Raw genomic sequence first — 23,452 nt, 5'->3', positions numbered from 1 at the left:
ACCGGGCCTCTCCTATTCGAAATTCCTAGCCAACGTGCGACGCGGACTAGGACAGATTTTCGCTATTGCAAACTGACACATCATGGGTAAAAAGAGCCAGGAATACTTCTCCCCCAGACTCGCTATCAACTATCAATTCACTGCCGGGTAAATCCTCTGACATGGCGCAACAAAGCATCAGCGTGCTAGCTGAGTCCTGCTGGGTGCAAGAACGAGGTTTGTGGCTGTAGCGTCAACTTTGAACACACTAACGAGCTTGACGAGTCGTGATGCTTGGGAGTTGAGGCTGTCAGCGGCGGCGGCTGACTCCTCGACCAGGGCGGCGTTCTGCTGAGTGACCTGATCGAGCTGGTTGACGGCATCGCTGACTTGGGTGATGCCCTGTGTCTGCTCGCGGGTGGCGGCACCGATCTCGGTGATTAGGTCGGCAACGCGTCGGGCTTGATCGACGATCTCGCCCATAGTGGAGCCCGCCTGGCCGACGAGGTGGGAGCCGGTCTCGACCTTGGAGACGCTCTCGCCGATGAGGTCCTTGATCTCCTTGGCTGCCTGGGCGGAGCGCTGCGCAAGGGTGCGAACCTCGCTCGCAACGACGGCAAAGCCGCGGCCCTGCTCGCCGGCACGGGCAGCCTCGACGGCGGCATTCAGCGCCAGAATGTTGGTCTGGAACGCGATGGAGTCGATCACGCCAGTGATGTCGCCGATCTTGCGCGAACTGGCGGTAATGTCCTCCATGGTGCGCACGACGTTGCCCACAACCTCGCCGCCACGCGCGGCGGAGGCCGCTGCAGAGGATGCTAGCTGGGAGGCGGTGCGCACTGTATCGGCGTTCTGTTTGACGGTGGAGTTCATCTGCTCCATGGAGGCGGCGGTCTGCTGAAGGTTCGAGGCTTGCTCCTCGGTGCGCTGGCTGAGGTCGGCATTGCCGGAGGCAATCTGGGAAGCACCTGTGGCGATGGATTCGCTGCTGTGGCGCACTTCGGAGACGACTTTTGCTAGGCTAGAGCGCATGGCACTCATGGCAGCGAGGACGCTGGAGCAGTCGCCGGAGCGCAGGTCAACCTGGACGGCGAGGTTGCCTTGGGCGACCTCCTGGGCGATGTGGGCGGCGTAGACGGGCTCGCCGCCGAGTTGGCTCTTGACGTGGCGAGTGATTGCCCAGGCGACGAGGGCGCCCAAGGCGGCCGAGAAAAGCGCCAGCACCACAAGCATGAAGCCCGCTTCATGGACGTCCTGCTCGGATGTTGCCGCCATCTCGATTGTCATCTTGCGCTGGTGGTCGATCTGGTCGTCGACAGCCTTGAAGTAGGCTGCCTGTAATGGCCGCATTTCACCCAGTAGCAGGTCCCTCGCAGCCGTGGTTTGGTTGGCCATGCCCAACTCAACAATCTTTTTGTTCGTTTCCATGTATGGAGGGCGAGCTTGAGCAACCTTGTTTATAAGAGCTCGGCCTTCCGGAGAATTCACTCGCTGTTGTAACTCTGCAATGAGCTGCGAATTTCGCGCAGTGGTCTCGTCGTAGCGACGGCTTTCATCAGCCTTGCGCTGCTCATCATCGAGCATAACGATGTTGCGGCTTGTGCGCGCAATGAGATTAATGTTGTCCTTGATTTACTGAAGCCGCAGCAATGTGCCTAATCGGTCCTCAGAAAGAGTCTGGATGTTCTCGCTTACGTGGCCGAGTTGAATGCGCCCATACGCAGCCACTAAAAAGCTGAATGCGATAACTGCAAAAAAACCCATGCCCAGCATGGTGCCCAAATTTATGTTCGTCATGAATTTCATGTCGTTTTCCTAACTTAATATTTTGTTGATTTTGGGGCTCCAGGCCGCTTAGTGCGGGGGATTGCGTTGCTGGTACTTGAGGGTTTCAGCCACCGTCTGGCTTACCGCTCTTTGGCCTTGTTGTTGAGTTGGGGCAGATCGAGTGTTAATGGTCTAACGGAATAGAAAAATTTCCATTGGGAAATAAATCCGTTGACCTTTCTGTTACACGCAAAAGCGTTGCTGACGATGGCCCCGGGCAGATAACTACGTCATGCGGGACCGTGGCGTAGATGCTGCCGTGAGTCTATTGAGCAGACCCAAATTGAAAACGGCTACCGCTTCGGATAGCCTATGAGCTTCATCACGCATGGAGGCAGCAGCGGCGGTTGCCTCTTCAACAAGAGCAGCATTTTCCTGTGTCATTTGGTCCAAATTGGCTACAGCTTGATTGATCTGAGATATCCCATCGCGCTGCTCGCCGGACGATGCTGTGATTTCGCCAATGAGATGGCTCACTTGCTGTACGCTTGAGACGATCTCGTGCATCGTTTTGCCCGCCAAGGCTACTTGCACGGAGCCAGATTCGACGTCCGCTACCGACTTACTGATAAGCAGCTTAATTTCTCTGGCAGCTTCTGCGCTGCGTTGGGCCAAGCCACGGACCTCGCTGGCTACGACAGCAAAGCCACGTCCTTGCTCGCCTGCGCGAGCAGCCTCTACTGCGGCGTTAAGCGCAAGGATATTGGTTTGAAATGCGATGCCATCAATGACACCAATGATGTCGCTGATCTTGCGTGAACTTGCCGTGATATGCTGAATGCTGGTCACCACTCGCATGACAACTTCGCCGCCATGCGCTGCTGCCTCAGCTGCCGATCTGGCAAGCTGATTGGCCTGTTGAGCGGTATCCGCAGCCTGGGTAACTGCGGCAGTGAGCTCCTCAACGCTGGCGGCTGTCTCTTCGAGGTTTGCTGCAGTCTGTTCTGTACGCGCGGAGAGATTGTCGTTTCCGTTGGCAATCTGAACGGAAGCAGATGAGACGGACTGCGTACCTTGGCGCACTTTATCCACCACAGTACGCAGTTGTGCGGACATCTGAGAGAGAGCTCGCAACATTTCTCCAAGTTCGTCTTTACGAGTTGTATGCAGCTCGCTTGTGAGATCACCCACTGCTATCGCGTTGGCTACCGCAACCGCTTGGTTAAGCGGCTGCGTAATGGAGCGGACAAGAAACCAAGAAAATACCGCCCCTATAGAAATCACAACCAAACCTACAAAGGCACTAATATAGTTTGCTCTAATGCGTTGAGTGTTAGCATATTCTTCCAAACTACTACGACGCTGCTCAAGCAAAGTTATTAAAGAATCTTGTGCCCCTCGTATTGAAGGATAAGCTGTGAGAACACTTCTTTATAAAAAATTTGAGAACCTGCTATGTCTCCGGCACTACGAAGTTCTCGCACCTTGCCAACGCCTGTCAAAACACTTTTTCGTATCGTTTGTATTTTCTCCATGCCTGCCTTTTCGGCAGGATCAGAAAGTTCGGAAATGATATTTTCCTGAATTTTATTGATGACCGCAATTGCATCCTTGAGTTGCGCGGTATAGTTTTTTTTCAGTACCTCATCCGTCGTTATTGCAATGGTTTGCACCATCACGTTTGCGGTACCTGTAACTCCTCGCCATCTTATGACTTTAGCCAAGCGATTGTCGATTTCTTGGATCTGGTTCAGAGCGTCGGTCATGGTGTTGCTGCTGTGATTTTGAGAAACAGCCGCCACCAAGACGATGCATGAAATTGCCACCCAAAAAACCACCCAGCAACTTCCTCGGTACTTTTATGTCATCCAACCGCATTTTCCCACCTCAGTTTTCACTTTGTAAATTTGAAAATCTTAATTTTTGACACGAGTGGATTTCAATAATTTTCTTTTAATAATCCAGGATAATCTTCGGCCGCAATTAACCTCTCATCAAGGCAGCAAATCAAAAAATTCTCCTGCCCAAATCCATGCAATTAGATTGGTGACTGCGATAGCGCAAGGGTGGTGAATCACCCAAATCAGCCTCATTAAGATAGGTCGCGGCTCAAATCACGAAGTGCTGAGCGAATGGAGTCGAGCTGATTCGGGCTGAAAGTGTGGAGTTGCAATAGTTCGATCAGGAGCAGTCCATCCAGCGCAGCTGAAAGAAGAAGTGCCCGACCTGCCATGGGTCCGCGATCCAGACCGGTGTAGCCCTTCTCAAACAAGGAGCGCACAGGAGGTAGCAAGTGGGGATGCGTAGTTGCCGCCGCGAGCATGTTTGTCAGGAGGCGCTTTTGCGCAGGCTGCATGTCAAAAGTGAATTTCTCCATGACGTCGATCTGTGACTTGAGCGACGACGCGCTTTCAGCTAACGCTTTACCGTGGGTCTGAATGTCCAACTCGCCAACCATGTGCTCGACCAGCGCACTCAACAAGTCGTCACGCGTTTTGAAGTGGTAGATCAACCCAGCTTTTGTCACTCCAGCTGCTGCAGCTGTAGCCTCTATGGTCAAGTGCTGAACTCCGTGTTCGGCAACCAAGTCTGCAGCAGCACTCAGTAGTTTTTCTCGTGAACTGGGTCGGCGTGCGGCAGTGGACATCAGAAACTCTTCTTAAAAGTAAGATGTACGTATAGTATATTAATTAAATCTATTCAGTCAACTACTGTAGATACGCATGCCTCTCGCGTGCTCTAACCGTCCCATGGGCTGTACCAGGTGTTACGTTCCAGGACGTTGTTCATTGCCAGAATGCGGCTAGTGGGAGGCTGGTGATTGAGAGCACATGGTTGCCGGCACCAGTCGTAGTAGTCAATGAAGGGCTGCAAAGTAGCCTGCGCTGGGCTTAGCTCTCGTAGGCTAGGGCATAGGCCCACTCGCACAAACTGGTTTGAAGGAGCGTTCGCCCTTGCCGTTGATCTTGGGGACGTGCTGCCTTGTTCGGATGTGCTTGGTGCCCAACTCCTGGCAGGCAGCTTGGAAGGCGTTCTAATAGCCGGTGCCGTCGTCGGTAATCACCCGTTCGATACGCACGCCGATGCCTGCGTAGTAGGCCATGGCGTATCGCAAAACTGCATGCAACTGGGAGCCGCCTCATCTGCGAGCACTTGTACGAACTACACGCGGGAGAGGTCGCCTATGGCAAAGTGCACCGTGTCCCACGCGCCCTTAAACGCTGCAACGCTCCTGCGCTTCCAATCTAAAGGAGCCTATGTGGCACCTAGCTCAAATAACGGCATTCGCACACAACGGTAGAAATCTGCTGCAACCTCTTGCCGCAAAAGACTTTTCACTTCGGGATGCGGCCTCACAAAGAGCTTGACAGCGGACATTTTTTATTGCCTGCGGCCCCGCATGCGCGCGGCCGATCAGGCGCGCTCGAACACCGCCATGCTCTCGACGTGCGCCGTGTGCGGGAACATGTTCACCGCCCCGGCGGCGACGCATCGGTAGCCTGCCTGGTGCACGAGCAGGCCCGCGTCGCGCGCGAGAGTGGCCGGGTTGCAGCTCACGTACACGATGCGCTGTGGCGGCGTCCAGCCTCCGGCCGCAGCCGGCAGCGGCGGGGCTTCTTCTGCGCCGATGCGTGCCTGGTGGATGTCGGCCAGCGCCTTCACCAGCGCGAAAGCGCCTTCGCGCGGGGGGTCCACCAGCCACTTGTCGGCCACGCCGTCCGCGACCAGCATGTCCGGCGTCATCTCGAACAGGTTGCGCGCTACAAAATTAGTAGCAGACAATTCAATGTTTCTGGCGGCATCCGTGCGATTTCTCTCATAGTTCTCGCGCGAGCGGGCCACCAGCGCCTCGCTCCCCTCGATACCGAGGACCTCGCGCGCCTGCGTGGCGATGGGCAGGGTGAAATTCCCCAGGCCGCAGAACCAGTCGATCACCCGCTCCGTCCGGCGCGCGTCCAGCAGGCGCAGGGCGCGCGTGACGAGTACCCGGTTGATGTGCGGGTTAACCTGCGTGAAGTCGGTCGGTTTGAAGGGCATGGTGATGCCGAAGTCGGGCAGCGCGTAGCTCAGTTGCGGACCGCCCTCGTCCAGCAGGCGCACGGTGTCCGGCCCCTTGGGCTGCAGCCACCACTGCACGCCCTGCACCGCGGCGAACGCGCGCAGCCGGGCCAGGTCGTCCGCAGACAGCGGCTCCAGGTGCCGCAGCACCAGCGCGGTGACGGCGTCGCCGCAGGCCAGCTCGATCTGCGGGCAGGTATCGCGCGCGTCCATGGAGCCGATCAGCTCGCGCAGGGGCAGCAGCATGGCGCTCACGTGCGGCGGCAGGACGGGGCAGACCTCCATGTCGGCGATGTAGCGGCTCTTGCGCTCATGGAAGCCCACGAGCACCTTGCCCTTCTTGGCCACGTGGCGCACCGCGAGCCGGGCACGGTAGCGGTAGCCCCAGGCCGGGCCCTCGATGGGGCGCAGCACGGTTTCCGCCTTCACTTTGCCCAGGTGCCAGAGGTTGTCCTCCAGCACGCGCTGCTTGACGGCCACCTGCGCGCCGACGTGCAGGTGCTGCATCTTGCAGCCGCCGCAGGCCCCGGCGTGCAGCCCGAAGTGCGGGCAGCCCGGGCGCACGCGCTGCGGCGATTCGCGGTGGATGGCGGTGAGGCTGGCCTGCTCCCAGTTGTTCTTCTTGCGGTGGGTGTTCGCGCTCACCCATTCGAAAGGCAGGGCACCGTCCACGAAGACGACCTTGCCGTCGGGCTTGCGGCCGACGCCCTGGGCGTCCATGTCCATGGAGGTGATTTCGAGCCAGCCGGGCGGGAGATCGGTGCGCCCCGGCTCGGCGGGGTCCGGAAGGGTCGTGGGATGTTCTGTGGGATCGCTCATCCCCGGATTGTCTCAGGCCGGAGAACGGTTCCGGGACAGGGCGCCCCCTGCCGGCAGGCGGTGAGCGCCTCCGGCCGCGCCCGCAAAAAGAAGGCGCGCGGGTTGGATTCAGTGCACGCCGCTCACGAGGCCGGTGTGCGCGTCCCTCGTCAGGCGCAGCGCGGGCAGGCCGAAGGTGTACAGGTCCTGCTTGCTGTCGGCGACGCCCAGCCCGATCACGCGCGAGGTGGCTGGATCGATGTCGATGCCCACCGGCATGGCGGCGAACTGCACGTAATCGCGGCTGGCGTTCCATTGCGGCTGGCCGCCGATCGCCTGTAGCACGGCACCGACCTGCGCGCCCGCAGCGTCGCCCAGCAGATCGAAGGGAAACGCCACTCCGGGAGGGGCGTAGGCCATGGCGTTCGTGACCCGGCCATCGCGGAAACGCAATGCCAGCTCGCCGTACCGGAACGCACCGGCCGGGCGGGGCCGGGCCGCCAGTTGCGCGTTGAGCCCGCGCGGGTATAGGTAGACCACCCTGACCGTGCCGGGGTGCGCGGCATCCGTGCGCACCACGTCCGGCGGGCCGAGCGCGGCAGACACCTCCTGGCGGCCCATGCCAAGCGCGACCGGGCCGATGTGCCGGCAGGTGGCGGGCAGGACGGACGCATCGCCGGACACGGCGAAGGCCGCGTGCAGGGCACCCGGACACGCGGCAGCATCGGCGCCTGCCGCGCAGGCCGGATTCAGGACCATGCCGAAGGCGAGCGTGCCGAACAGCGGAAGCGATCGAAAAAGCATCGGAATCCCCTCCATCGGCCGGCAGGGGCCGGCCTGTGCGGACCGGATCAGCTGCGCGCAGGGCGCACGAGGCGCGGCACGTTGTCGGACGGGGCCAGGCCCACGCGGGAGCCGGGCACCGAGGCGCCGGCGGGCAGCCGGTTGATCTCCAGCTGGCATTCGCTGGTGTCGAGCGAGAAGACCAGCGTCGCGCCGGGCGCGACGCGCGGCAGGGTCTGGTGCAGGGGCTGCGCCAGATCGACGGGCGGCGTCTGCGAGCGGTAGACCACCTGCTGGTTGGCCCCGTAGACGACATAGCAGGCGGCCGAAGCGGTGGAACTCCACAGGCCGCCGAACAGCGCGGCGGCGACGAACAGGGCAGGACGGCATGCAGGCATCGGCGGGGCTCCTGGGAAGGCGGACGTTACGGGTGGCCGCGGAGAGAAAGAACCCGGGCCCGGACTGGAAAGCCGCGGGCGGGCAACGGGACGGATTATTGCGGACTTTGCCCCGAAAAAGGCGCCTCAGCCGCGCCCGCCCCGCTCATCCAGCGCGAGGTGGAACGAGTGCTTGACCTCCTCCATCACCGCGTAGGTGCGGGTTTCGCGCACGCCCGGCAGCTGCCACAGCACCTCGCCCGCGAACTGCCGGTAGGCGTTCATGTCGGCCTGGCGGGTCTTGACCAGGTAGTCGAAACCGCCCGCGACCATGTGGCATTCCATGATGGAGGGATGCACCTGCACGGCCGCCTTGAACTGGTCGAACACGTTGGGCGTGGTGCGGTCGAGCAGCACTTCGACGAAGACCAGCATGCCGGCGCCCAGCTTCTGGGGATTGAGGCGGGCCTCGTAGCCGAGGATGTAGCCCTCGCGCGTGAGCCGCTGCACGCGCGCCAGCACAGCCGTGGGCGACAGCGCGACGCTCTCGGCGAGCTTCAGATTGGAAATGCGCCCGTCGTCCTGCAGGATCGCCAGGATCTTGCGGTCGATCCGATCCAGATCATCCATGGATTGCACCTTTCATGGCGAAAAACTCGCCGTCACCGCCAATTTTTACGCATTTATTCTTCACTGCTCGCGGGATGATCGCAGGCATTGCCGTTCTTTCCTCTCTCCTCTCTCTCTCTCTTCGCAGCGACCACACCGCCATGAACGCCCCCCTCCCCCACCTGCCCTTCGCGGCCTTCGCCCCCCGTGCCGGCGCTCCGGCCGACACCCCCCTGCGCGCCGCGATCACGGCGGCCTGCCGCGTGCCGGAGCCGGAGGCCATCGCCCCGCTGCTGGAGGAGGCGCGCATCGACGGCGCCATCGCGCAGCGCGTGCAGGCGCTGGCGCTGCGGCTGGCGGGCGGGCTGCGGCAGCGCAAGAGCGCCGGAGGGCGCGCGGGTCTCGTGCAGGGGCTGTTGCAGGAGTTCGCGCTGTCGTCGCAGGAGGGCGTGGCCCTCATGTGCCTGGCGGAAGCGCTGCTGCGCATCCCCGACAACGCCACGCGCGATGCGCTCATCCGCGACAAGATCGCCCGCGGCGACTGGGAGCCGCACCTGGGCAAGAGCCCGTCGCTGTTCGTGAACGCGGCCACCTGGGGCCTGCTGCTCACGGGCCGCCTCGTGGCCACGCACAGCGAGCAGGGCCTGGGCGCCGCGCTGCGCCGCATCACCGCGCGCGGGGGCGAACCGCTGGTGCGCAAGGGCGTCGATGTGGCGATGCGCATGATGGGCGAGCAATTCGTGACGGGCGAGACCATCGCGCAGGCACTGGCCAATGCCCGCCCGCGCGAGGCGCAGGGCTTCCGCTACTCCTACGACATGCTCGGCGAGGCCGCCCTCACCGCGGCCGATGCCGAGCGCTACCTGCAGTCGTACGTGGACGCGATCCATGCCATCGGCGCGGCATCGGCGGGGCGCGGCGTGTACGAGGGCCCGGGCATCTCGATCAAGCTCTCGGCGCTGCACCCGCGCTACAGCCGCGCACAGCATGCGCGGGTGATGCAGGAGCTGTTCCCCCGCGTGCTGCACCTGGCCGAACTGGCGCGGGGCCACGACATCGGGCTGAACATCGACGCCGAGGAAGCCGACCGGCTGGAGATCTCGCTCGACCTGCTCGAGGCGCTCTGCGAGGCACCGTCGCTCGCGGGCTGGAACGGCATCGGCTTCGTGATCCAGGCGTACCAGAAGCGCTGCCCCTTCGTGATCGACCACGTGATCGACCTGGGCCGCCGCACCGGCCACCGGCTGATGGTGCGCCTCGTCAAGGGCGCCTACTGGGACAGCGAGATCAAGCGCGCGCAGATCGACGGCCTCGAGGATTACCCCGTCTACACCCGCAAGGCCCACACCGACGTGTCGTACATCGCCTGCGCCCGGCGCCTGCTCGCGGCGCCGGACGCCGTGTACCCGCAGTTCGCGACCCACAACGCGCACACGCTGGCGGCCATCCACGAGCTGGCGGTGCCGGAGCGCTATACGCCCGGGCAGTACGAGTTCCAGTGCCTGCATGGCATGGGCGAGCCGCTGTACGAGCAGGTGGTGGGCGCGGCGGGGCTGAACCGGCCGTGCCGCGTGTACGCCCCCGTGGGCACGCACGAGACGCTGCTGGCCTACCTGGTGCGGCGCCTGCTGGAGAACGGCGCCAACACCTCGTTCGTCAATCGCGTGGCGGATGCCACCCTGCCCCTCGAAACGTTGGTGGCCGACCCCGTGGCCGCCGTGGCGGCCGAAACACCCCCCGGCCGGCCGCACCCGGGCATCGCGCTGCCGCCGGCGCTCTATGGCGCTGCACGCCGCAATTCCGCCGGGCTGGACCTGGCGAGCGACGCCGTCCTGGCGCCGCTGGCCGATGCCCTGCAGCAGCACGCGCACCAGCCCTGGGAGGCCGCCCCGCTGCTGGCCGGGTCGGTCCCTGACGGGCCGCGCGCGCCGGTGCGCAACCCCGCGTGGCATGCCGACACCGTGGGCAGCGTGCAGGAAGCCACCGAGGCCGACGCCGACAGCGCCCTGCGGTGGGCCTGCGAGGCCGCGCCCGCATGGGCCGCCACGCCTGCCGCGGAGCGGGCCGCCATCCTTTGCCGGGCCGCCGATGCGCTGGAAGCCCGCACGCCCGCCCTGCTCTCGCTGCTGATGCGCGAAGCGGGCAAGACCTGCGCGAATGCCGTGGCCGAGGTGCGCGAGGCGGTGGATTTCCTGCGCTTCTACGCGGCCCAGGTGGAAGCGCAGTGTTCCGCCGCAGGCTGGGCGCCGCTCGGCCCGGTGGTCTGCATCAGCCCCTGGAACTTCCCGCTCGCGATCTTCGCGGGCCAGGTGGCGGCCGCGCTCGCGGCCGGCAACACGGTGCTGGCCAAGCCCGCCGAACAGACGCCGCTGGTGGCCGCCGAGGCCGTGCGCATCCTGCACGGCGCGGGCGTGCCGCGCGGCGCGCTGCAACTGCTGCCGGGGCGCGGCGAGACCGTGGGCGCGCGGCTGGTGGGCGATGCGCGCGTGATGGGCGTGCTGTTCACCGGCTCCACCGAGGTCGCGCGCATCCTGCAGCGCAGCGTGGCGGGCCGGCTCGATCCCGCGGGGCGCCCGGTGCCCCTGATCGCCGAAACCGGCGGGCAGAACGCGATGGTGGTGGACTCATCGGCGCTGGTCGAGCAGGTGGTGACCGATGCGATCGCCTCGGCCTTCGACAGCGCCGGCCAGCGCTGCTCCGCGCTGCGCGTGCTCTGCGTGCAGGAAGACGTGGCGGACCGCGTACTGCAGATGCTGCGCGGCGCGATGGCGGAACTGCACGTGGGCCGGCCCGACCGCCTCGCGACGGACGTGGGCCCGGTCATCGACGCGGAGGCGCGCGAGGGCATCGTGCGCCACATCGCGGCGCTGCGCGAGCGCGGACGCGCCGTGCACCAGGGGCCGGTGCCGGCCGGCACCCAGGCCGAGGGCACCTACGTGCCGCCCACGCTCATCGAACTGCAAAGCCTGTCGGAGCTGCAGCGCGAGGTCTTCGGGCCGGTGCTGCACGTGGTGCGCTACGCGCGCTCCGACCTGGACAAGATGCTCGACCAGATCGCCGCCACCGGCTATGGGCTCACCCAGGGCCTGCACACGCGCATCGACGAAACGGTGGAGCGCGTGCTGCGCCGCGCACGCGCGGGCAACGTCTATGTGAACCGCAACATGGTGGGCGCGGTGGTCGGCGTCCAGCCGTTCGGCGGCGAGGGTCTCTCGGGCACCGGACCGAAGGCCGGCGGGCCGCTTTACCTGCTGCGGCTGGCCTCGCAGGCACCGTCCGGGGCGGCGCTGGCGGCCATCGCAGCGGCCGCCGAAGGCGCCACTGCGGCAATGGCCGAACCCGCCGCCCGCGGCACCGCCCCCTCGCCCGCCCTGCGCGCGCTGGCCGACTGGGCGCGTGCGGCCGGCAACGCGCCGCTGGAAGACGCCTGCGGCCAGTTCGCGCGGCTGTCACCGGCCGGGCGCTCGGCCACTCTGCCCGGCCCCACGGGCGAGCGCAACCAGTACACCGTGCTCGCGCGCGAACACGTCCTGTGCCTGGCGGATGCCGATGCCGACCGGCTGGTGCAGCTGGCCGCGGTGCTGGCCGTGGGCGGGCAGGCGCTCTGGCCGGCCACGGCGGCGCCTCTGCGCGCCACGCTGCCCGGTGCCGTGCAGGAGCGCATCGTGCTGGCGGCGGATTGGCAGGCCCCCGGCACGCCGCTCGACGCCGTGCTGCACCACGGCCCCGCCGACGCGCTGCGCGAGGTCTGCCGGGTGCTGGCGGCGCGGCCGGGTCCCATCGTGGGCGTCTCCGGGCACGCGCCCGGCGACACCCGCGTGGCGCTCGAACGGCTGGTGATCGAGCGCGCGGTCAGCATCAACACGGCCGCGGCGGGCGGCAACGCGAGCCTGATGACCATGGATTGACGGCACGGCGCGCCACAGGGGCCTCTGGGAGAGATTCGGTGCCCCAGGGGCTCCATGCCGCCGATTTCATTCAATAGTTTGCTATTAAAAACATAGCAAACTATTCAATTAGCCAGGTCAACCCGCCGGCTCCTGGACGGCCGTGCGGGCCAGGCCGCGCATGACATGCACCACCTGGGGCTGATCGACCAGCACGCAGGGCTTGCCCGTGCGGCGGCAGTGGTCCTGCACGCGCCAGTAATCGTCGTGGCCCACGCAGCCGGTCTGGCAGATCACGAAATCGGCGGCGCGCAGGCTCGCCTCGAAGGCGGCCGGATCGTCGTGCGAGCCCCCGGTTTCCGGCGGCGCCGGCACGATCCCGGACGGCGTCGCCGCCAAGGGCTCCGGCGCACCCAGTGCCCGCGCCACCAGCGCACCGCGCGGCCCCCGGGCAATGCACACCACCGACCGGGGCAGTTCGGGCAGCACCTGTGCGGCAACTGCGTCCGGAACGGCACGCGTGGCCGCACGCCACTGCCAGTGCAGCACCTCGCGCATCAGGCCCTGCAGCCGCTGCGTGAGGCCCTCGACCTGCCGCGCGAGCGCGCGGCGGCGGCGCAGCCCGGGAACGGCTTCCTCCTGCCGCTGGCGGTCTTCGCGCGAATAGGCCAGTGCCGTCTCGGCCACGATGGCGCGCGCGCGCAGCCGCACGGCTTCGGCCTGCAGGTCCTGGATGCGCCGCGCCTGCGCGGCCAGGTCGCGGCTGCAGCGCAGTTGCGCGCGGCCGTACTCGGCCAGCAGTGCGCAGTGCTCGTCCAGCAAAGGTTCCGGCAAACCTCTCATGCGATGTCCCTCCAGGTGGCTGCGGCGGTGCCCTGCGTCAGGCCTTGCCTGCCGGCAAAGTGCAGCGCCGATGCAAATTTACAATCCAATTGATTGATAACTATTCTCATTTAATGCTACACTGGCGTCAATCGCTGGTCACCGACGCCTCCCGACGAGGCAGCGTTGGCTCCAGAGAGGTTTCAGTTTCATCGTGGGGCGACTCAGGACCTGCTGCAGGTCCCGGGGTCGTTTTTGCCAGCCAACGGTTTTCCCGCGTAGCCAGGCTTTTTTTGCGATGCACTGACGCCCTCTTCCCTCCGGCCCGCCCTGCGTGCGGTCCGCCCGGGGGGTCAGGCGCCGCTGTCGCCGCGGCGCAGCAAGGCGATCACGAAGCACGCCCCCAGCCCCGACGTCACGATGCCCACGGGCAATTCCTGCGCGCCCAGCAGTGTGCGCGCGGCCAGGTCGCTGCCCAGCAGGAGCACCGCGCCGATCACCGCCGCCGCGGCGGTCGAAGCGCCATGCAGAGGCCCGGTCCAGCGCCGCGCGAGGTGCGGCACCATCAAGCCGACGAATCCGATCAGGCCGGTGAGCGCCACGCAGCACGCGGTGGCGAAGGCCGCCACCACGAAGGTCTGCGTGCGCAGCCGCCGCGGGTCCACGCCCAGGCTGTGGGCCGTGTCGTCACCGGCCAGCAGCGCATCGAGCGCGCGGTGGCGGCGCGCCACGAACAGTGCCGGCACCAGCAGGCCCGCCAGGGCGAGCCACAGGTTGTCCCAGCGCGCCAGGCCCAGCCCCCCGAGCGACCAGAAGACCACCGAATGCGCGGCGCGCTGGTCGCCCGCGAAGATGAGCGCATGCGTGAACGCGCCGAACAGGAACGACACCGATACGCCCGCCAGCACGATCCGGGCGGCGCCCTGCCCCTCGCCGCCGCGCACGATCAGCAGCACGGCGGCGGCCGCCACCAGCGCGCCGGCAAAGGTGGCCAGCGGCAGCGTCCAGGTGCCCAGCGCGGTCCCGGCGAGCGTGATCACCGCCACCGCGCCGGCCGAGGCACCCGAGGACAGGCCGAAGAGGAACGGATCCGCCAGGTCGTTGCGCGTGGTGGTCTGCAGCAGGCTGCCCACCATGGCGAGCGTGGCGCCCACCGCCAATGCCAACAGCACGCGGGGCAGCCGCAGGTCGCGCACGATGGCGGCGGCCATGGCGGGCGCGCCATCGGCCGGCGCGCCGCCTCCCGGGCCCGCCAGCGCAGCGATCACGTCCCGCCAACCGATGTCGGTGCTGCCGGCCAGCAACGAGAGCGCCACCAGCGCCGCCAGCAACCCGGCCAGCGCCCAGGGCAAGGCCCTGCGCAGCCGCCCCCACCCGCTCCACCGGCGACCTCCGTGCGCGGGGTGCGGCGTGGGGGGCTGAGCGGCCGGCAGGCTCACCGGGCGCTCCGCAGCGCGCGGGCGATCTTCTCGATCGCGGCGATGTTTGCGGGGCCGGGCGTGAGTTCGGCATAGCGCAGCACGATGAAACGCCCCCCGCGCACGGCGTCGGTCAGGCGCATCGCGGGGTGCGCGCGCAGCACGCGCTCCAGGTGGTCGGGCCCCTGGCCGTTCTGGTAATCGAGCAGCACCACGAACTGCGGATTGCGCCGGGCGACGGTCTCCCAGGCGGCCGTGCCCCAGCTCATGGGCAGATCGTCCAGCACGTTGCGGCCACCGGCCGCGTCGATGAGCGCGGTGGGCATGGCGGACCGGCCCGCCGTGAAGGGCTTGTCCTCGCCGGAGTCATAGACGAACACACCGGGCCGCCCGGGCAGCGCGGGCTGCGCCGCCGCGCGCACCCGCGCCTGCCAGGCGGCCACGAGCCGCTCGGCTTCCGTGCCGCGGCCGAAGACCGCACCCAGGCGGCGCATGTCGCCGTACAGCAGGTCCATGGTGGCACGCGGCTTGTCGGCCTGGTTCTGGGCGCAGCTCTCGCTGAGCACCAGGGTCTGGATGCCGTGGCGCGCCAGCGTGGCCGGGGTCACTTCGCCGCCCGGCTGCATGCCGTAGTACCAGCCCGCGAAGAACAGGTCGGGCCGCGCTGCCACCAGGGTTTCGAGGGTGGGGTATTTGGGTGCCAGTTCGGGCACGCCAGCCAGCGTCTCCAGCAGCTCGGCACCCGTCTGCTTGTACCAGCCGGTGATGCCCGTCACCCCCACCAGCGCAGGCCGCAGCCCGAGCGCCAGCGCCATCTCGGTCATGTTCAGGTCGTGCACGACAAGGCGCTGCGGCGGCTTGTCCACCCGCAGCGTCTCGCCGCAGTTGGGCACCGACACGGGAAAGCCAGGCGCGGCGGCCGACGCCGCCGCCACTGCCAAGGCCGCCAGCAGGGCAGCGCCCAGGCCCCGCCGCACCGCGCGCCTCATGCGGCCTCCCGCTCGAACGACCACAGCGTGCCTCCGTGGCGCGGGTGCTGCGTGCGCACCAGCTCCATGCCGAAAACGCGCGACACGCACTCCCGCCGCAGCGCTTGGGCCGGCGGTCCCTCGGCCACGAGCCGGCCCGCCTGCAGCACCCAGGCCCGGTCGGCGAACGACGGCACGAGCGACAGCTCGTGCAGCACCGCCACCACCGTGACCCCCAGCCCGCGCACCAGCGCCAGCACATCGGCACGGGCCGCCAGGTCGAGGTGGTTGGTGGGCTCGTCGAGCAGCAGCAGCGCAGGCTCCTGCGCTAGCGCGCGGGCCAGGTGCAGGCGCTGGCGCTCCCCGCCCGACAAGCTGCCGAGCCGCCGGCCCGCGAGCGCATCCACGCCGCAGGTGCGCAATGCCTCATCCACGGCCCGGGCGTGCTGGGCGGCTGCCACGCGGCCCTCGTGCGGCAGGCGGCCGAGCGCCACGTAGTCGCGCGCGCGCAGCCCGCTCTGGGCGGCATCGTCCTGGCCGAGCACGGCCACGCTGCGGGCGCGCTCCACGGCGGACCAGCGCGCCATGTCCTGCCCCTGCCAGCGCGCGGCGCCCTCCGTGGGGACGAGGCGGCCCGCCAGCAGCTTGAGCAGCGTGCTTTTGCCGGCACCGTTGGGGCCGGCCACGGCCACGCACTCGCCCTGCGCAGCCTCCACCGTGACGTTCTGCAGCAGCCAGCCCGCCCGGGGAGACCGCCATCCGAGCCCTTCGGCCTGCAGCCCGCCCGCCATCAGAGCGTCCAGCGCAGCGCCAGCTCGAAACTGCGCGGGGCCCCGAGCAGGATCTGGTCGGGGTAGAACGGATCGGCCCATGCCGCATAGACCTTGTTGGTCAGGTTGCGCCCGCGCAGCGTGAGTTGCGTACCGGGCGCGACGTCCACGCTCCACGACGCATCGAGCACGCGGTAGGCGGCAAGCCGCACCGTGTTGGCATCGCCGTGGAACCGCTCGCCCACATGCCGCAGCGACGCCGAAACCTGCATGGGCAGGCCCGCCGTGAAGCGGTATCCGGCGCCCACGCTGGCCAGCACGCGTGGCGTGTTGGGAGGCGTGTGGCCGGAGAACGACGTGCCGTTCGCGAGCGTGAAATCCTCGTAGCGCGCGCGGTTCACCGCCAGTTGCGTCCAGAGGCTCCAGGCCGCCGTGGGGCGCAGCGTGAGCGACATCTCGGCGCCGCGCGACTGCAGCGCGCCGGCCTGCGCGAGCGACTGCCCGCCCTGCGCCGCATAGACATTGCGGCGCGTGGCGTCGTACAGCGCCAGCGTCCATTCGCCGCGGTCCTGCCAGAAGGCCTGCTTCACGCCGACCTCGGCATTGCGTGCCCGGGTCAGCTCCAGGGGTTGCGTGGGGCCCAGCAGGAAGATGTTGTTGGCAGCCACATCGGCGCCCGTGGCCGCCTGGGCATACAGCATGGTGCCCGCGGCGGGCTCCCAGGTGAGGCCCAGCCGGCCCGTGGTGGGGTGCCAGGTCTTGCCGTACGGGAATCCCGTGCGCGCCGCGCCAGCCGCATTCGTGGAGGTGCGGTCGAGTTCGATCGACTCATGGCGCAGACCGCCGATCAGCGCCACGGCAGGCGTGATGCGCACCCGGTCTTCCAGCGCAAGCGCGGCATTGCGCAGCTGCGTCGTCTGCCGCTGCTGCACCAGCAGGCCATAGAGGCCGCGGTCCGGAGCGACCAGCGACACGCTGTCTCCGGGGAAGTTGGCGGCGCCAGGGCGGGAGAGATCGGTCTCGCTCAGTTCCAGCGCGGCGACGAAGCGGTTCTCGCGCCCGGCCAGCTGGCCGTCCCACTGCAACTCGGTCTTGTTGCCGGTCGTGGACTGGTCCTGGGCGACGAAGAAGCGCTCGCGGTCCACGCGCCCCGTGCCGGCGTTGAAAGCCAGCACCTCGTTGTTCAGCCACGATCGCGTGGCCGTGTAGCGGTAGAACTGGCTGCGCAGCGTCCAGGACGCATCGAGGCGCCAATCCAGGCCCGCGCGCAGCCACGTCTCGCGCGCCTCGTTGCGGTTGTCCAGCACGTTGTAGTTGGTGCGCAGCGTGCGCCGGTCGATCGCCACCGGCCCGAGCACGCTGCCGTTGAAGCCCGAGGTGTACGTGCCCGACACCACGCCCGCCTGCGGCTCGATGCCCGCAGCCCCGGCCGACACCAGCGGCGTGCCCCAATACGGGTGCCCGCGGTCGCGCTTGACCTCCGCCGCCGCGAACAGCTTGAGCCCCGGCTGCAGATACCAGTCGAGGCCGCCCGAGAGGTGCCACAGGCGCTGCGCGGTGTCGTGCACATAGCCGTCGGTGTCCGAGCCGCTCGCGTCGATGCGGAAATCGACATCCTTCCAGGCCGTGGTGCCGCCGGCGCCCACGGACAGGCGGCGCTCGCCGAAGGAGCCCACGGCGGTGGTCACCTCGGTCTCGACCGGCCCGCGGTGCGGCGCGCGCGTGACGAAGTTCACCGCGCCACCGGCGGCGCCCTCGCCCGACATCAGCGACGCGGGGCCCTTGAGGAATTCGACCCGGTCCAGGTTCGCCGTGCCCATCACGCGCGAAGTCATGTTCGGCGGGCCGATCTTGATGCCGTTGTAGAGCGTGTTGATCTGGCTGTTGGCAAAGCCGCGCATCGAGAACGCCGCAGGCTCCGCCGGAAAATCGCCGGCCAGCACGCCCACGGCCGCCTGCGCGGCTTCGGACACGGTGCGCAGGCCGCGCTCGGCGAGCATGTCGCGCGGCACGACATCGATGGAGGCAGGCGTTTCGCGCACGGACAGCCCCAGGCGCGATGAAGCCCCGGCAGGCTGCGAAAGGCGCGGCACTTCGGAGCGCTCTTTCACCTCCACCGGCGGCAGCACGGCCGGCGAAGCATCAGGCACGGAAGACTGCGCGAGCGCCGCCATGGGCACGGAACCCAGCAGGAGGGCCCACGCACGGGGACTGGAGAGCAATGGAGAAGGCATGGAGGAAAGGTCGGCGCGGTCTTGCGGCCGTCAATGGATGCCGCCGCTGCGACACCAGCGGCGGACGGGGCAGCCATATTAACGCAATTGTGTTGCATTAACAAAAGCAATCCGAGCCCGCTGCAGGGGCCGCGGGTCCGAATGGCGGAATCGGCCCATGCCAGGGCCATGCGACGGCTAAAACGACAGGGCGGCGGCGATCACTCCCACTCGATCGTCGCCGGCGGCTTGCTCGATACGTCGTACGTCACCCGGTTGATGCCGCGCACTTCGTTGATGATCCGCCCGGACACCTTCTTGAGCAGCGCATACGGCAGTTCGGCCCAGTCGGCCGTCATGAAGTCGCTGGTCTGCACGGCGCGCAGGGCCACCACATAGTCGTAGGTGCGGCCGTCGCCCATCACGCCCACGCTCTTGACGGGCAGGAACACGGTGAAGGCCTGGCTGGTGAGGTCGTACCAGGTCTTGCCCGTGGCTTCGTCGCGGAAGTTGCGCAACTCCTCGATGAAGATCGCGTCGGCGCGGCGCAGCAGGTCGGCGTATTCCTGCTTCACTTCACCCAGGATGCGCACACCCAGGCCGGGGCCGGGGAACGGGTGGCGGTAGACCATGTCGTGCGGCAGGCCCAGGGCCACGCCGAGTTCACGCACCTCGTCCTTGAACAGGTCACGCAGGGGCTCCAGCAGCTTCAGGCCCAGTTGCTCCGGCAGGCCACCCACGTTGTGGTGGCTCTTGATCGTGACGGCCTTTTTGCTCTTTGCACCGCCGGACTCGATCACGTCGGGGTAGATGGTGCCCTGGGCCAGGAAGGTCGCGCCCTTCTTGGAGGCACCGGAGGCGGTCAGCTTGCCGGCCTCGGCCTTGAAGACGTCCACGAACAGGCGGCCGATGATCTTGCGCTTCTGCTCGGGATCGCTCACGCCCGCCAATTCGCGCAGGAAGAGTTCGCTCGCGTCCACGCGCACGACCTTGGCATGCAGCTTGCCCGCGAACATGTCCATGACCATGTCGCCTTCGTTCAGGCGCAGGAGGCCGTGGTCCACGAACACGCAGGTGAGCTGGTCGCCGATGGCGCGGTGGATCAGCGCCGCGGCCACGCTGGAGTCCACGCCGCCGGACAGGCCGAGGATCACCTCCTCGTCGCCCACCTGGGCGCGGATGGATGCCACGGCTTCGGCGATGTGGTCCTTCATGACCCAGTCGGGCTGCACGCCGCAGATGTTCAGCACGAAGCGGTCGAGCAGCGCGCGGCCCTGCACGGTGTGCGTGACCTCGGGATGGAACTGCACGGCGTAGAAGCGGCGCGCCTCGTCGGCCATGCCGGCGATGGGGCAGCTCGGCGTGGACGCCATGAGCTTGAAGCCCGGCGGCATCTCGGCCACCTTGTCGCCGTGGCTCATCCAGACCTTGAGCATGCCGTGGCCTTCGGCCGTGGTGAAGTCGGCGATGTCGGTGAGCAGGGCCGTGTGGCCATGCGCGCGCACTTCGGCATAGCCGAACTCGCGCTTGTGGCCGCCCTCGACCTTGCCGCCGAGCTGCTGCGCCATGGTCTGCATGCCGTAGCAGATGCCCAGCACCGGCACCCCCAGTTCGAACACGGCCTGCGGAGCGCGGTCGGTGGTTTCCTCGTACACGCTGGCGTGGCTGCCGGACAGGATCACGCCCTTGAGCGCGCCATCGGCGGCGTATTCGCGCACCCACGCATCGCTCACGTCGCAGGGGTGCACCTCGCAGTACACGTGGGCCTCGCGCACGCGGCGCGCGATGAGCTGGGTGACCTGGGAGCCGAAGTCGAGGATGAGGATCTTCTGGTGTTGCATGGTGTGGGAGGTCAAAAAGAAGGGCGGAAAACGTGACGGATCAGAACGTGGACAGGTCGAGCAGCGCGACACCGGACCGCCTGGCCGCTTCGGCCTGGGCCGTGTCGAAAGTGGCCAGCGGCAGGCGCAGCGACCGCGCGAGCCACAGGTAGGCCGCGTCGTAGACCGGCAGGCCGGTATCGAGTGCGACGCCGAGCACGGCCTTGTGCTGGGCGGGGGCGAGATCGTGCAATTCGACGCGGTGGCGGATGGCTTCGAGAACGCTCCACAGGCCTTCGACGGAGGCCGCGGGAACACGGCCGCTGTGCACACCGCTCGCGATGAGGTTGCCGCATTCCCATTGCCAGAGGTTGGGCGCCTGAGGCTCGACCTCGTCGCGGCGGATGCGCGTGTAGAGGCGCCGCGTGTCGTCGCTGGCCGCATCGGGCAACAGCCAGGCGGCCGTCACGGAGGCATCGAGGACGAAGGCCGTCATGGCGCGGTGCTCCGGCCGTCGCGGCGCAAGACGGAGGCCGATGATTCGGGCACCGCCGCGCGGATCGTGGCGTGCAGCGCGGCGATCTGGCTCAGCTCGCGCGCGATCTGCTCGTCGGTGATCACTGGGCGGCGGCGCACCGGCAGCATGCGCACCACCTCCTTGCCGTGCCGGGTGATGCGCACTTCCTCGCCCTGCTCTACGAGCTCGATCAGCGCGGAGAAACGGCTCTTGGCCTCATAGATACCGACGGATTGCATGGGGCTTCGCAAGGCAGAAAAAAAGTCTGGCCTGAATCTGAATTCAGACCAGACTTTATCAGTCTGACCAGATTCTGGCAATCAGGCCAGAATCTGCCGCAACAGGTGGAGGATCAGTCGGCGCGGTAGTTCGGCGCTTCCTTGGTGATCTGCACGTCGTGCACGTGGCTCTCGCGGATGCCGGCCGTGGTGATCTCTACGAACTCCGCCTTGTTGTTCATGTCCTCGATCGTGGCGCATCCGCAGTAGCCCATGGACGCGCGCACACCGCCCGCCATCTGGAAGACGATGGAAACCATGGAGCCCTTGTAGGGCACGCGCCCCTCGATGCCCTCGGGCACGAGCTTGTCGGCATTCGGGTTACCGGTGCTGGACTCCTGGAAGTAGCGGTCGGCCGAGCCCTGCTGCATGGCTCCGATGGAGCCCATGCCGCGGTAGCTCTTGTAGCTGCGGCCCTGGAACAGGATCACCTCGCCCGGCGCCTCTTCGGTGCCGGCGAACATGCCGCCCATCATGACGGTGCTGGCCCCGGCGGCGAGCGCCTTGGCGATGTCGCCGGAGTAGCGGATACCGCCGTCCGCGATCAATGGCACGCCCGTGCCCTTGAGTGCCGTGGCGACGCTGTCGATGGCCATGATCTGCGGCACGCCCACGCCGGCGACGATCCGCGTCGTGCAGATGGAGCCGGGCCCGATACCGACCTTGACGCCATCCGCGCCCGCCTCGACCAGCGCGAGGGCGGCCGCACCGGTGGCGATGTTGCCGCCGATCACGTCCACCTGCGGGTAGTTCTGCTTGACCCAGCGCACGCGGTCGATCACGCCCTTGCTGTGGCCGTGCGCGGTGTCCACCACGATGGCATCGACACCGGCCTTGACCAGCGCTTCCACGCGCTCCTCGGTGCCCTCGCCCACGCCGACGGCCGCACCGACGCGCAAACGGCCGGAGGCATCGCGTGCGGCGTTGGGGAAGCTGGTCTGCTTGGTGATGTCCTTCACCGTGATGAGGCCCTTGAGCTCGAAGGCTTCATTCACCACGAGCAGGCGTTCGAGCTTGTGCTTGTTGAGCAGGCCCTTCGCTTCGGAGAGCGTGGCGCCCTCCTTCACGGTGATGAGCTTTTCGCGCGGCGTCATGATGTCGCGCACCTTGACGTCGTAGCGGGTCTCGAAGCGCAGATCGCGCCCGGTGACCAGGCCCACGACCTTGCCCGCATCGCACACCGGGAAGCCCGAGATGCCGAGCTGCTCGGACAGTTGCAGGACCTGCAGCACCGTGTGCTCGGGCGTGATCACGACCGGGTCGCGCACCACGCCGGACTCGTAGCGCTTGACCTTGGCCACGTGCGCTGCCTGTTCCTTTGCGGTGAGGTTCTTGTGGACGATGCCGATTCCCCCCTCCTGCGCGATGGCGATGGCCAACCGGGCTTCGGTGACGGTGTCCATGGCGGCGGACACCAACGGGAGATTCAGGGAGATATTGCGGGAGAGTCGCGTCGCGAGGGACGTGTCTTTCGGCAGGACCTGGGAGTACGCTGGCACCAGCAACACGTCGTCGAAGGTGAGCGCTTTTCCAAGAAGGCGCATGAGATTCGCTCCAAAAAAACAATTGTACCCGCCGGGCCGCATCCACCGCCGCGCCGGGTCTTGCCGGCCCCATGGCGCGGCCGGGGGGCGGGCGCTACACTGCCCGCATGAAACTCCACCGGCTTCTCGTGCTCGCCTGCGCCTGCTCCTGGGCGCTGGGGGCTTCAGCGCAATGGCAATGGATCGACAAGGATGGCCGCAAGGTGTTCAGCGACCGCCCTCCCCCGACCGACGTGCCCGCGAAGAACATTCTGAAGCAGCCGGGGGGCGCCGCCCCGCCCCCGCCCCGCACGCAGGCGGCCAATGCCGCAACCGATGCACCCGGCACACCGGCATCCGCCGCGGCGGCGCCGCGGCTGCCGGCCTCCGACCCGGAACTGCAACAGCGCAAGGCGCAGGCGGACGCCGCCGAGGCCGCCCGCAAGAAAGCCGACGAGGAACGCCAGGCCAAGGCCCGTGCCGAGAACTGCCTGCGCGCGCGCCAGCAGCAGGCCATGCTGTCGTCGGGCCAGCTCGTGAGCCAAGTGAACGTCCAGGGCGAACGGTCCTTCATGGACGATGCGACCCGCGCCGCGGAGATGCGGCGTGCGGAAGCGGCGATTGCCTCCGACTGCGCACGTTGATTGAAAACAGGCGGCAGAAGCCGTCTGGCGCCATTGGCAGCACTGTCACCAGCATCGCGCGCTGCCGCATGGCTACGCGTGAAGGTGATTCGCGTCCCACCAACCTCGCTTCATGACCAAGCCACGGCGGTCGTACACGAGCGCCAAAACGACGCGCCCCGAAACGGTGAGGCTGGATTTCCACAGCCCGGCGTCCTGCGGGCGAAGGGGCGTTGAAACA

The 23,452-nt window shown here is 67.1% G+C and carries 18 protein-coding genes and 2 pseudogenes; 2 read left to right on the top strand and 18 right to left on the bottom strand.

Annotation, left to right across the window (positions count from 1 at the left end):
* Positions 1 to 195: 195 nt before the first annotated feature.
* The 9 genes and pseudogenes from BM144_RS15760 to BM144_RS15730 form a co-directional block, all read right to left on the bottom strand.
* Positions 196 to 1,785 (bottom strand): annotated as a pseudogene (locus BM144_RS15760) (methyl-accepting chemotaxis protein); the annotation flags it as partial.
* 246 nt (positions 1,786 to 2,031) lie between these two features.
* The gene (locus BM144_RS15755) at positions 2,032 to 3,120 is read right to left on the bottom strand and encodes a methyl-accepting chemotaxis protein (RefSeq protein ID WP_353615077.1); all 1,089 of its coding nucleotides are present in this window, start codon (positions 3,118 to 3,120) and stop codon (positions 2,032 to 2,034) included.
* Positions 3,121 to 3,125: 5 nt separating this feature from the next.
* Positions 3,126 to 3,512, bottom strand: a complete 387-nt coding sequence (locus tag BM144_RS22840) for an MCP four helix bundle domain-containing protein (protein WP_139225740.1) — start codon at positions 3,510 to 3,512, stop codon at positions 3,126 to 3,128.
* Between the two features lie 326 nt (positions 3,513 to 3,838).
* On the bottom strand, positions 3,839 to 4,393 hold the full coding sequence (locus BM144_RS15750) for a TetR/AcrR family transcriptional regulator (RefSeq protein WP_092954104.1): 555 nt from the start codon (positions 4,391 to 4,393) through the stop codon (positions 3,839 to 3,841).
* 92 nt (positions 4,394 to 4,485) lie between these two features.
* Positions 4,486 to 4,953, bottom strand: a pseudogene (locus BM144_RS23470) (transposase family protein); the annotation flags it as partial.
* A gap of 207 nt (positions 4,954 to 5,160) precedes the next feature.
* Complete coding sequence (rlmD, locus tag BM144_RS15745; protein ID WP_092954101.1) at positions 5,161 to 6,624, bottom strand: 23S rRNA (uracil(1939)-C(5))-methyltransferase RlmD; 1,464 nt, start codon at positions 6,622 to 6,624, stop codon at positions 5,161 to 5,163.
* A gap of 108 nt (positions 6,625 to 6,732) precedes the next feature.
* Positions 6,733 to 7,407: a secreted signal peptide protein gene (locus tag BM144_RS15740; protein ID WP_092954098.1), complete on the bottom strand. Its 675-nt coding sequence runs from the start codon at positions 7,405 to 7,407 to the stop codon at positions 6,733 to 6,735.
* A gap of 47 nt (positions 7,408 to 7,454) precedes the next feature.
* On the bottom strand, positions 7,455 to 7,784 hold the full coding sequence (locus BM144_RS15735) for a hypothetical protein (protein WP_092954095.1): 330 nt from the start codon (positions 7,782 to 7,784) through the stop codon (positions 7,455 to 7,457).
* 126 nt (positions 7,785 to 7,910) lie between these two features.
* Positions 7,911 to 8,393, bottom strand: coding sequence for an Lrp/AsnC ligand binding domain-containing protein (locus tag BM144_RS15730; protein WP_092954092.1), 483 nt, complete (start codon positions 8,391 to 8,393; stop codon positions 7,911 to 7,913).
* A gap of 140 nt (positions 8,394 to 8,533) precedes the next feature.
* Between BM144_RS15730 and putA the strand changes: the two genes are divergently transcribed.
* Positions 8,534 to 12,280 carry a trifunctional transcriptional regulator/proline dehydrogenase/L-glutamate gamma-semialdehyde dehydrogenase gene (putA, locus tag BM144_RS15725; protein ID WP_217644347.1) on the top strand — a complete coding sequence of 1,249 codons (3,747 nt, stop codon included), beginning with the start codon at positions 8,534 to 8,536 and terminating at the stop codon, positions 12,278 to 12,280.
* 117 nt (positions 12,281 to 12,397) lie between these two features.
* On the opposite strand, the gene BM144_RS15720 is transcribed toward putA, so the two are convergent.
* The 9 genes from BM144_RS15720 to guaB form a co-directional block, all read right to left on the bottom strand.
* Entirely contained in the window at positions 12,398 to 13,102 is a 705-nt protein-coding gene (locus tag BM144_RS15720; RefSeq protein ID WP_092954086.1) for a DUF2325 domain-containing protein, read from the bottom strand.
* 332 nt (positions 13,103 to 13,434) lie between these two features.
* Positions 13,435 to 14,520, bottom strand: a complete 1,086-nt coding sequence (locus BM144_RS15715; RefSeq protein WP_245783687.1) for a FecCD family ABC transporter permease — start codon at positions 14,518 to 14,520, stop codon at positions 13,435 to 13,437.
* Positions 14,517 to 15,488, bottom strand: coding sequence for an ABC transporter substrate-binding protein (locus BM144_RS15710; RefSeq protein WP_092954083.1), 972 nt, complete (start codon positions 15,486 to 15,488; stop codon positions 14,517 to 14,519). The genes BM144_RS15715 and BM144_RS15710 overlap by 4 nt, the downstream gene beginning before the upstream one ends.
* Positions 15,485 to 16,258: an ABC transporter ATP-binding protein gene (locus BM144_RS15705; protein WP_092954080.1), complete on the bottom strand. Its 774-nt coding sequence runs from the start codon at positions 16,256 to 16,258 to the stop codon at positions 15,485 to 15,487. The genes BM144_RS15710 and BM144_RS15705 overlap by 4 nt, the downstream gene beginning before the upstream one ends.
* The gene (locus tag BM144_RS15700; RefSeq protein WP_092954077.1) at positions 16,258 to 18,471 is read right to left on the bottom strand and encodes a TonB-dependent receptor; all 2,214 of its coding nucleotides are present in this window, start codon (positions 18,469 to 18,471) and stop codon (positions 16,258 to 16,260) included. The genes BM144_RS15705 and BM144_RS15700 overlap by 1 nt, the downstream gene beginning before the upstream one ends.
* Before the next feature lie 200 nt (positions 18,472 to 18,671).
* Positions 18,672 to 20,291, bottom strand: coding sequence for a glutamine-hydrolyzing GMP synthase (gene guaA, locus BM144_RS15695; protein WP_092954074.1), 1,620 nt, complete (start codon positions 20,289 to 20,291; stop codon positions 18,672 to 18,674).
* Positions 20,292 to 20,331: 40 nt separating this feature from the next.
* A complete protein-coding gene (locus tag BM144_RS15690) occupies positions 20,332 to 20,766 on the bottom strand; it encodes a type II toxin-antitoxin system VapC family toxin (RefSeq protein ID WP_092954071.1) in 435 nt (144 codons plus the stop codon).
* On the bottom strand, positions 20,763 to 21,026 hold the full coding sequence (locus BM144_RS15685) for a type II toxin-antitoxin system Phd/YefM family antitoxin (protein ID WP_092954068.1): 264 nt from the start codon (positions 21,024 to 21,026) through the stop codon (positions 20,763 to 20,765). Before BM144_RS15685 ends, BM144_RS15690 begins: the two co-directional genes overlap by 4 nt.
* A 113-nt stretch (positions 21,027 to 21,139) precedes the next feature.
* Entirely contained in the window at positions 21,140 to 22,609 is a 1,470-nt protein-coding gene (guaB, locus tag BM144_RS15680; protein ID WP_092954065.1) for an IMP dehydrogenase, read from the bottom strand.
* A 107-nt stretch (positions 22,610 to 22,716) separates the two neighbouring features.
* Between guaB and BM144_RS15675 the strand changes: the two genes are divergently transcribed.
* Positions 22,717 to 23,232, top strand: a complete 516-nt coding sequence (locus tag BM144_RS15675; RefSeq protein WP_092954213.1) for a DUF4124 domain-containing protein — start codon at positions 22,717 to 22,719, stop codon at positions 23,230 to 23,232.
* Positions 23,233 to 23,452: the final 220 nt, after the last annotated feature.

It is taken from the genome of Paracidovorax konjaci (assembly GCF_900112675.1).
GTDB classification, from domain to species: domain Bacteria; phylum Pseudomonadota; class Gammaproteobacteria; order Burkholderiales; family Burkholderiaceae_C; genus Paracidovorax; species Paracidovorax konjaci.
Note: the sequence above shows the minus strand (reverse complement) of the source record. Positions and strands in the feature narration are given on the sequence as shown.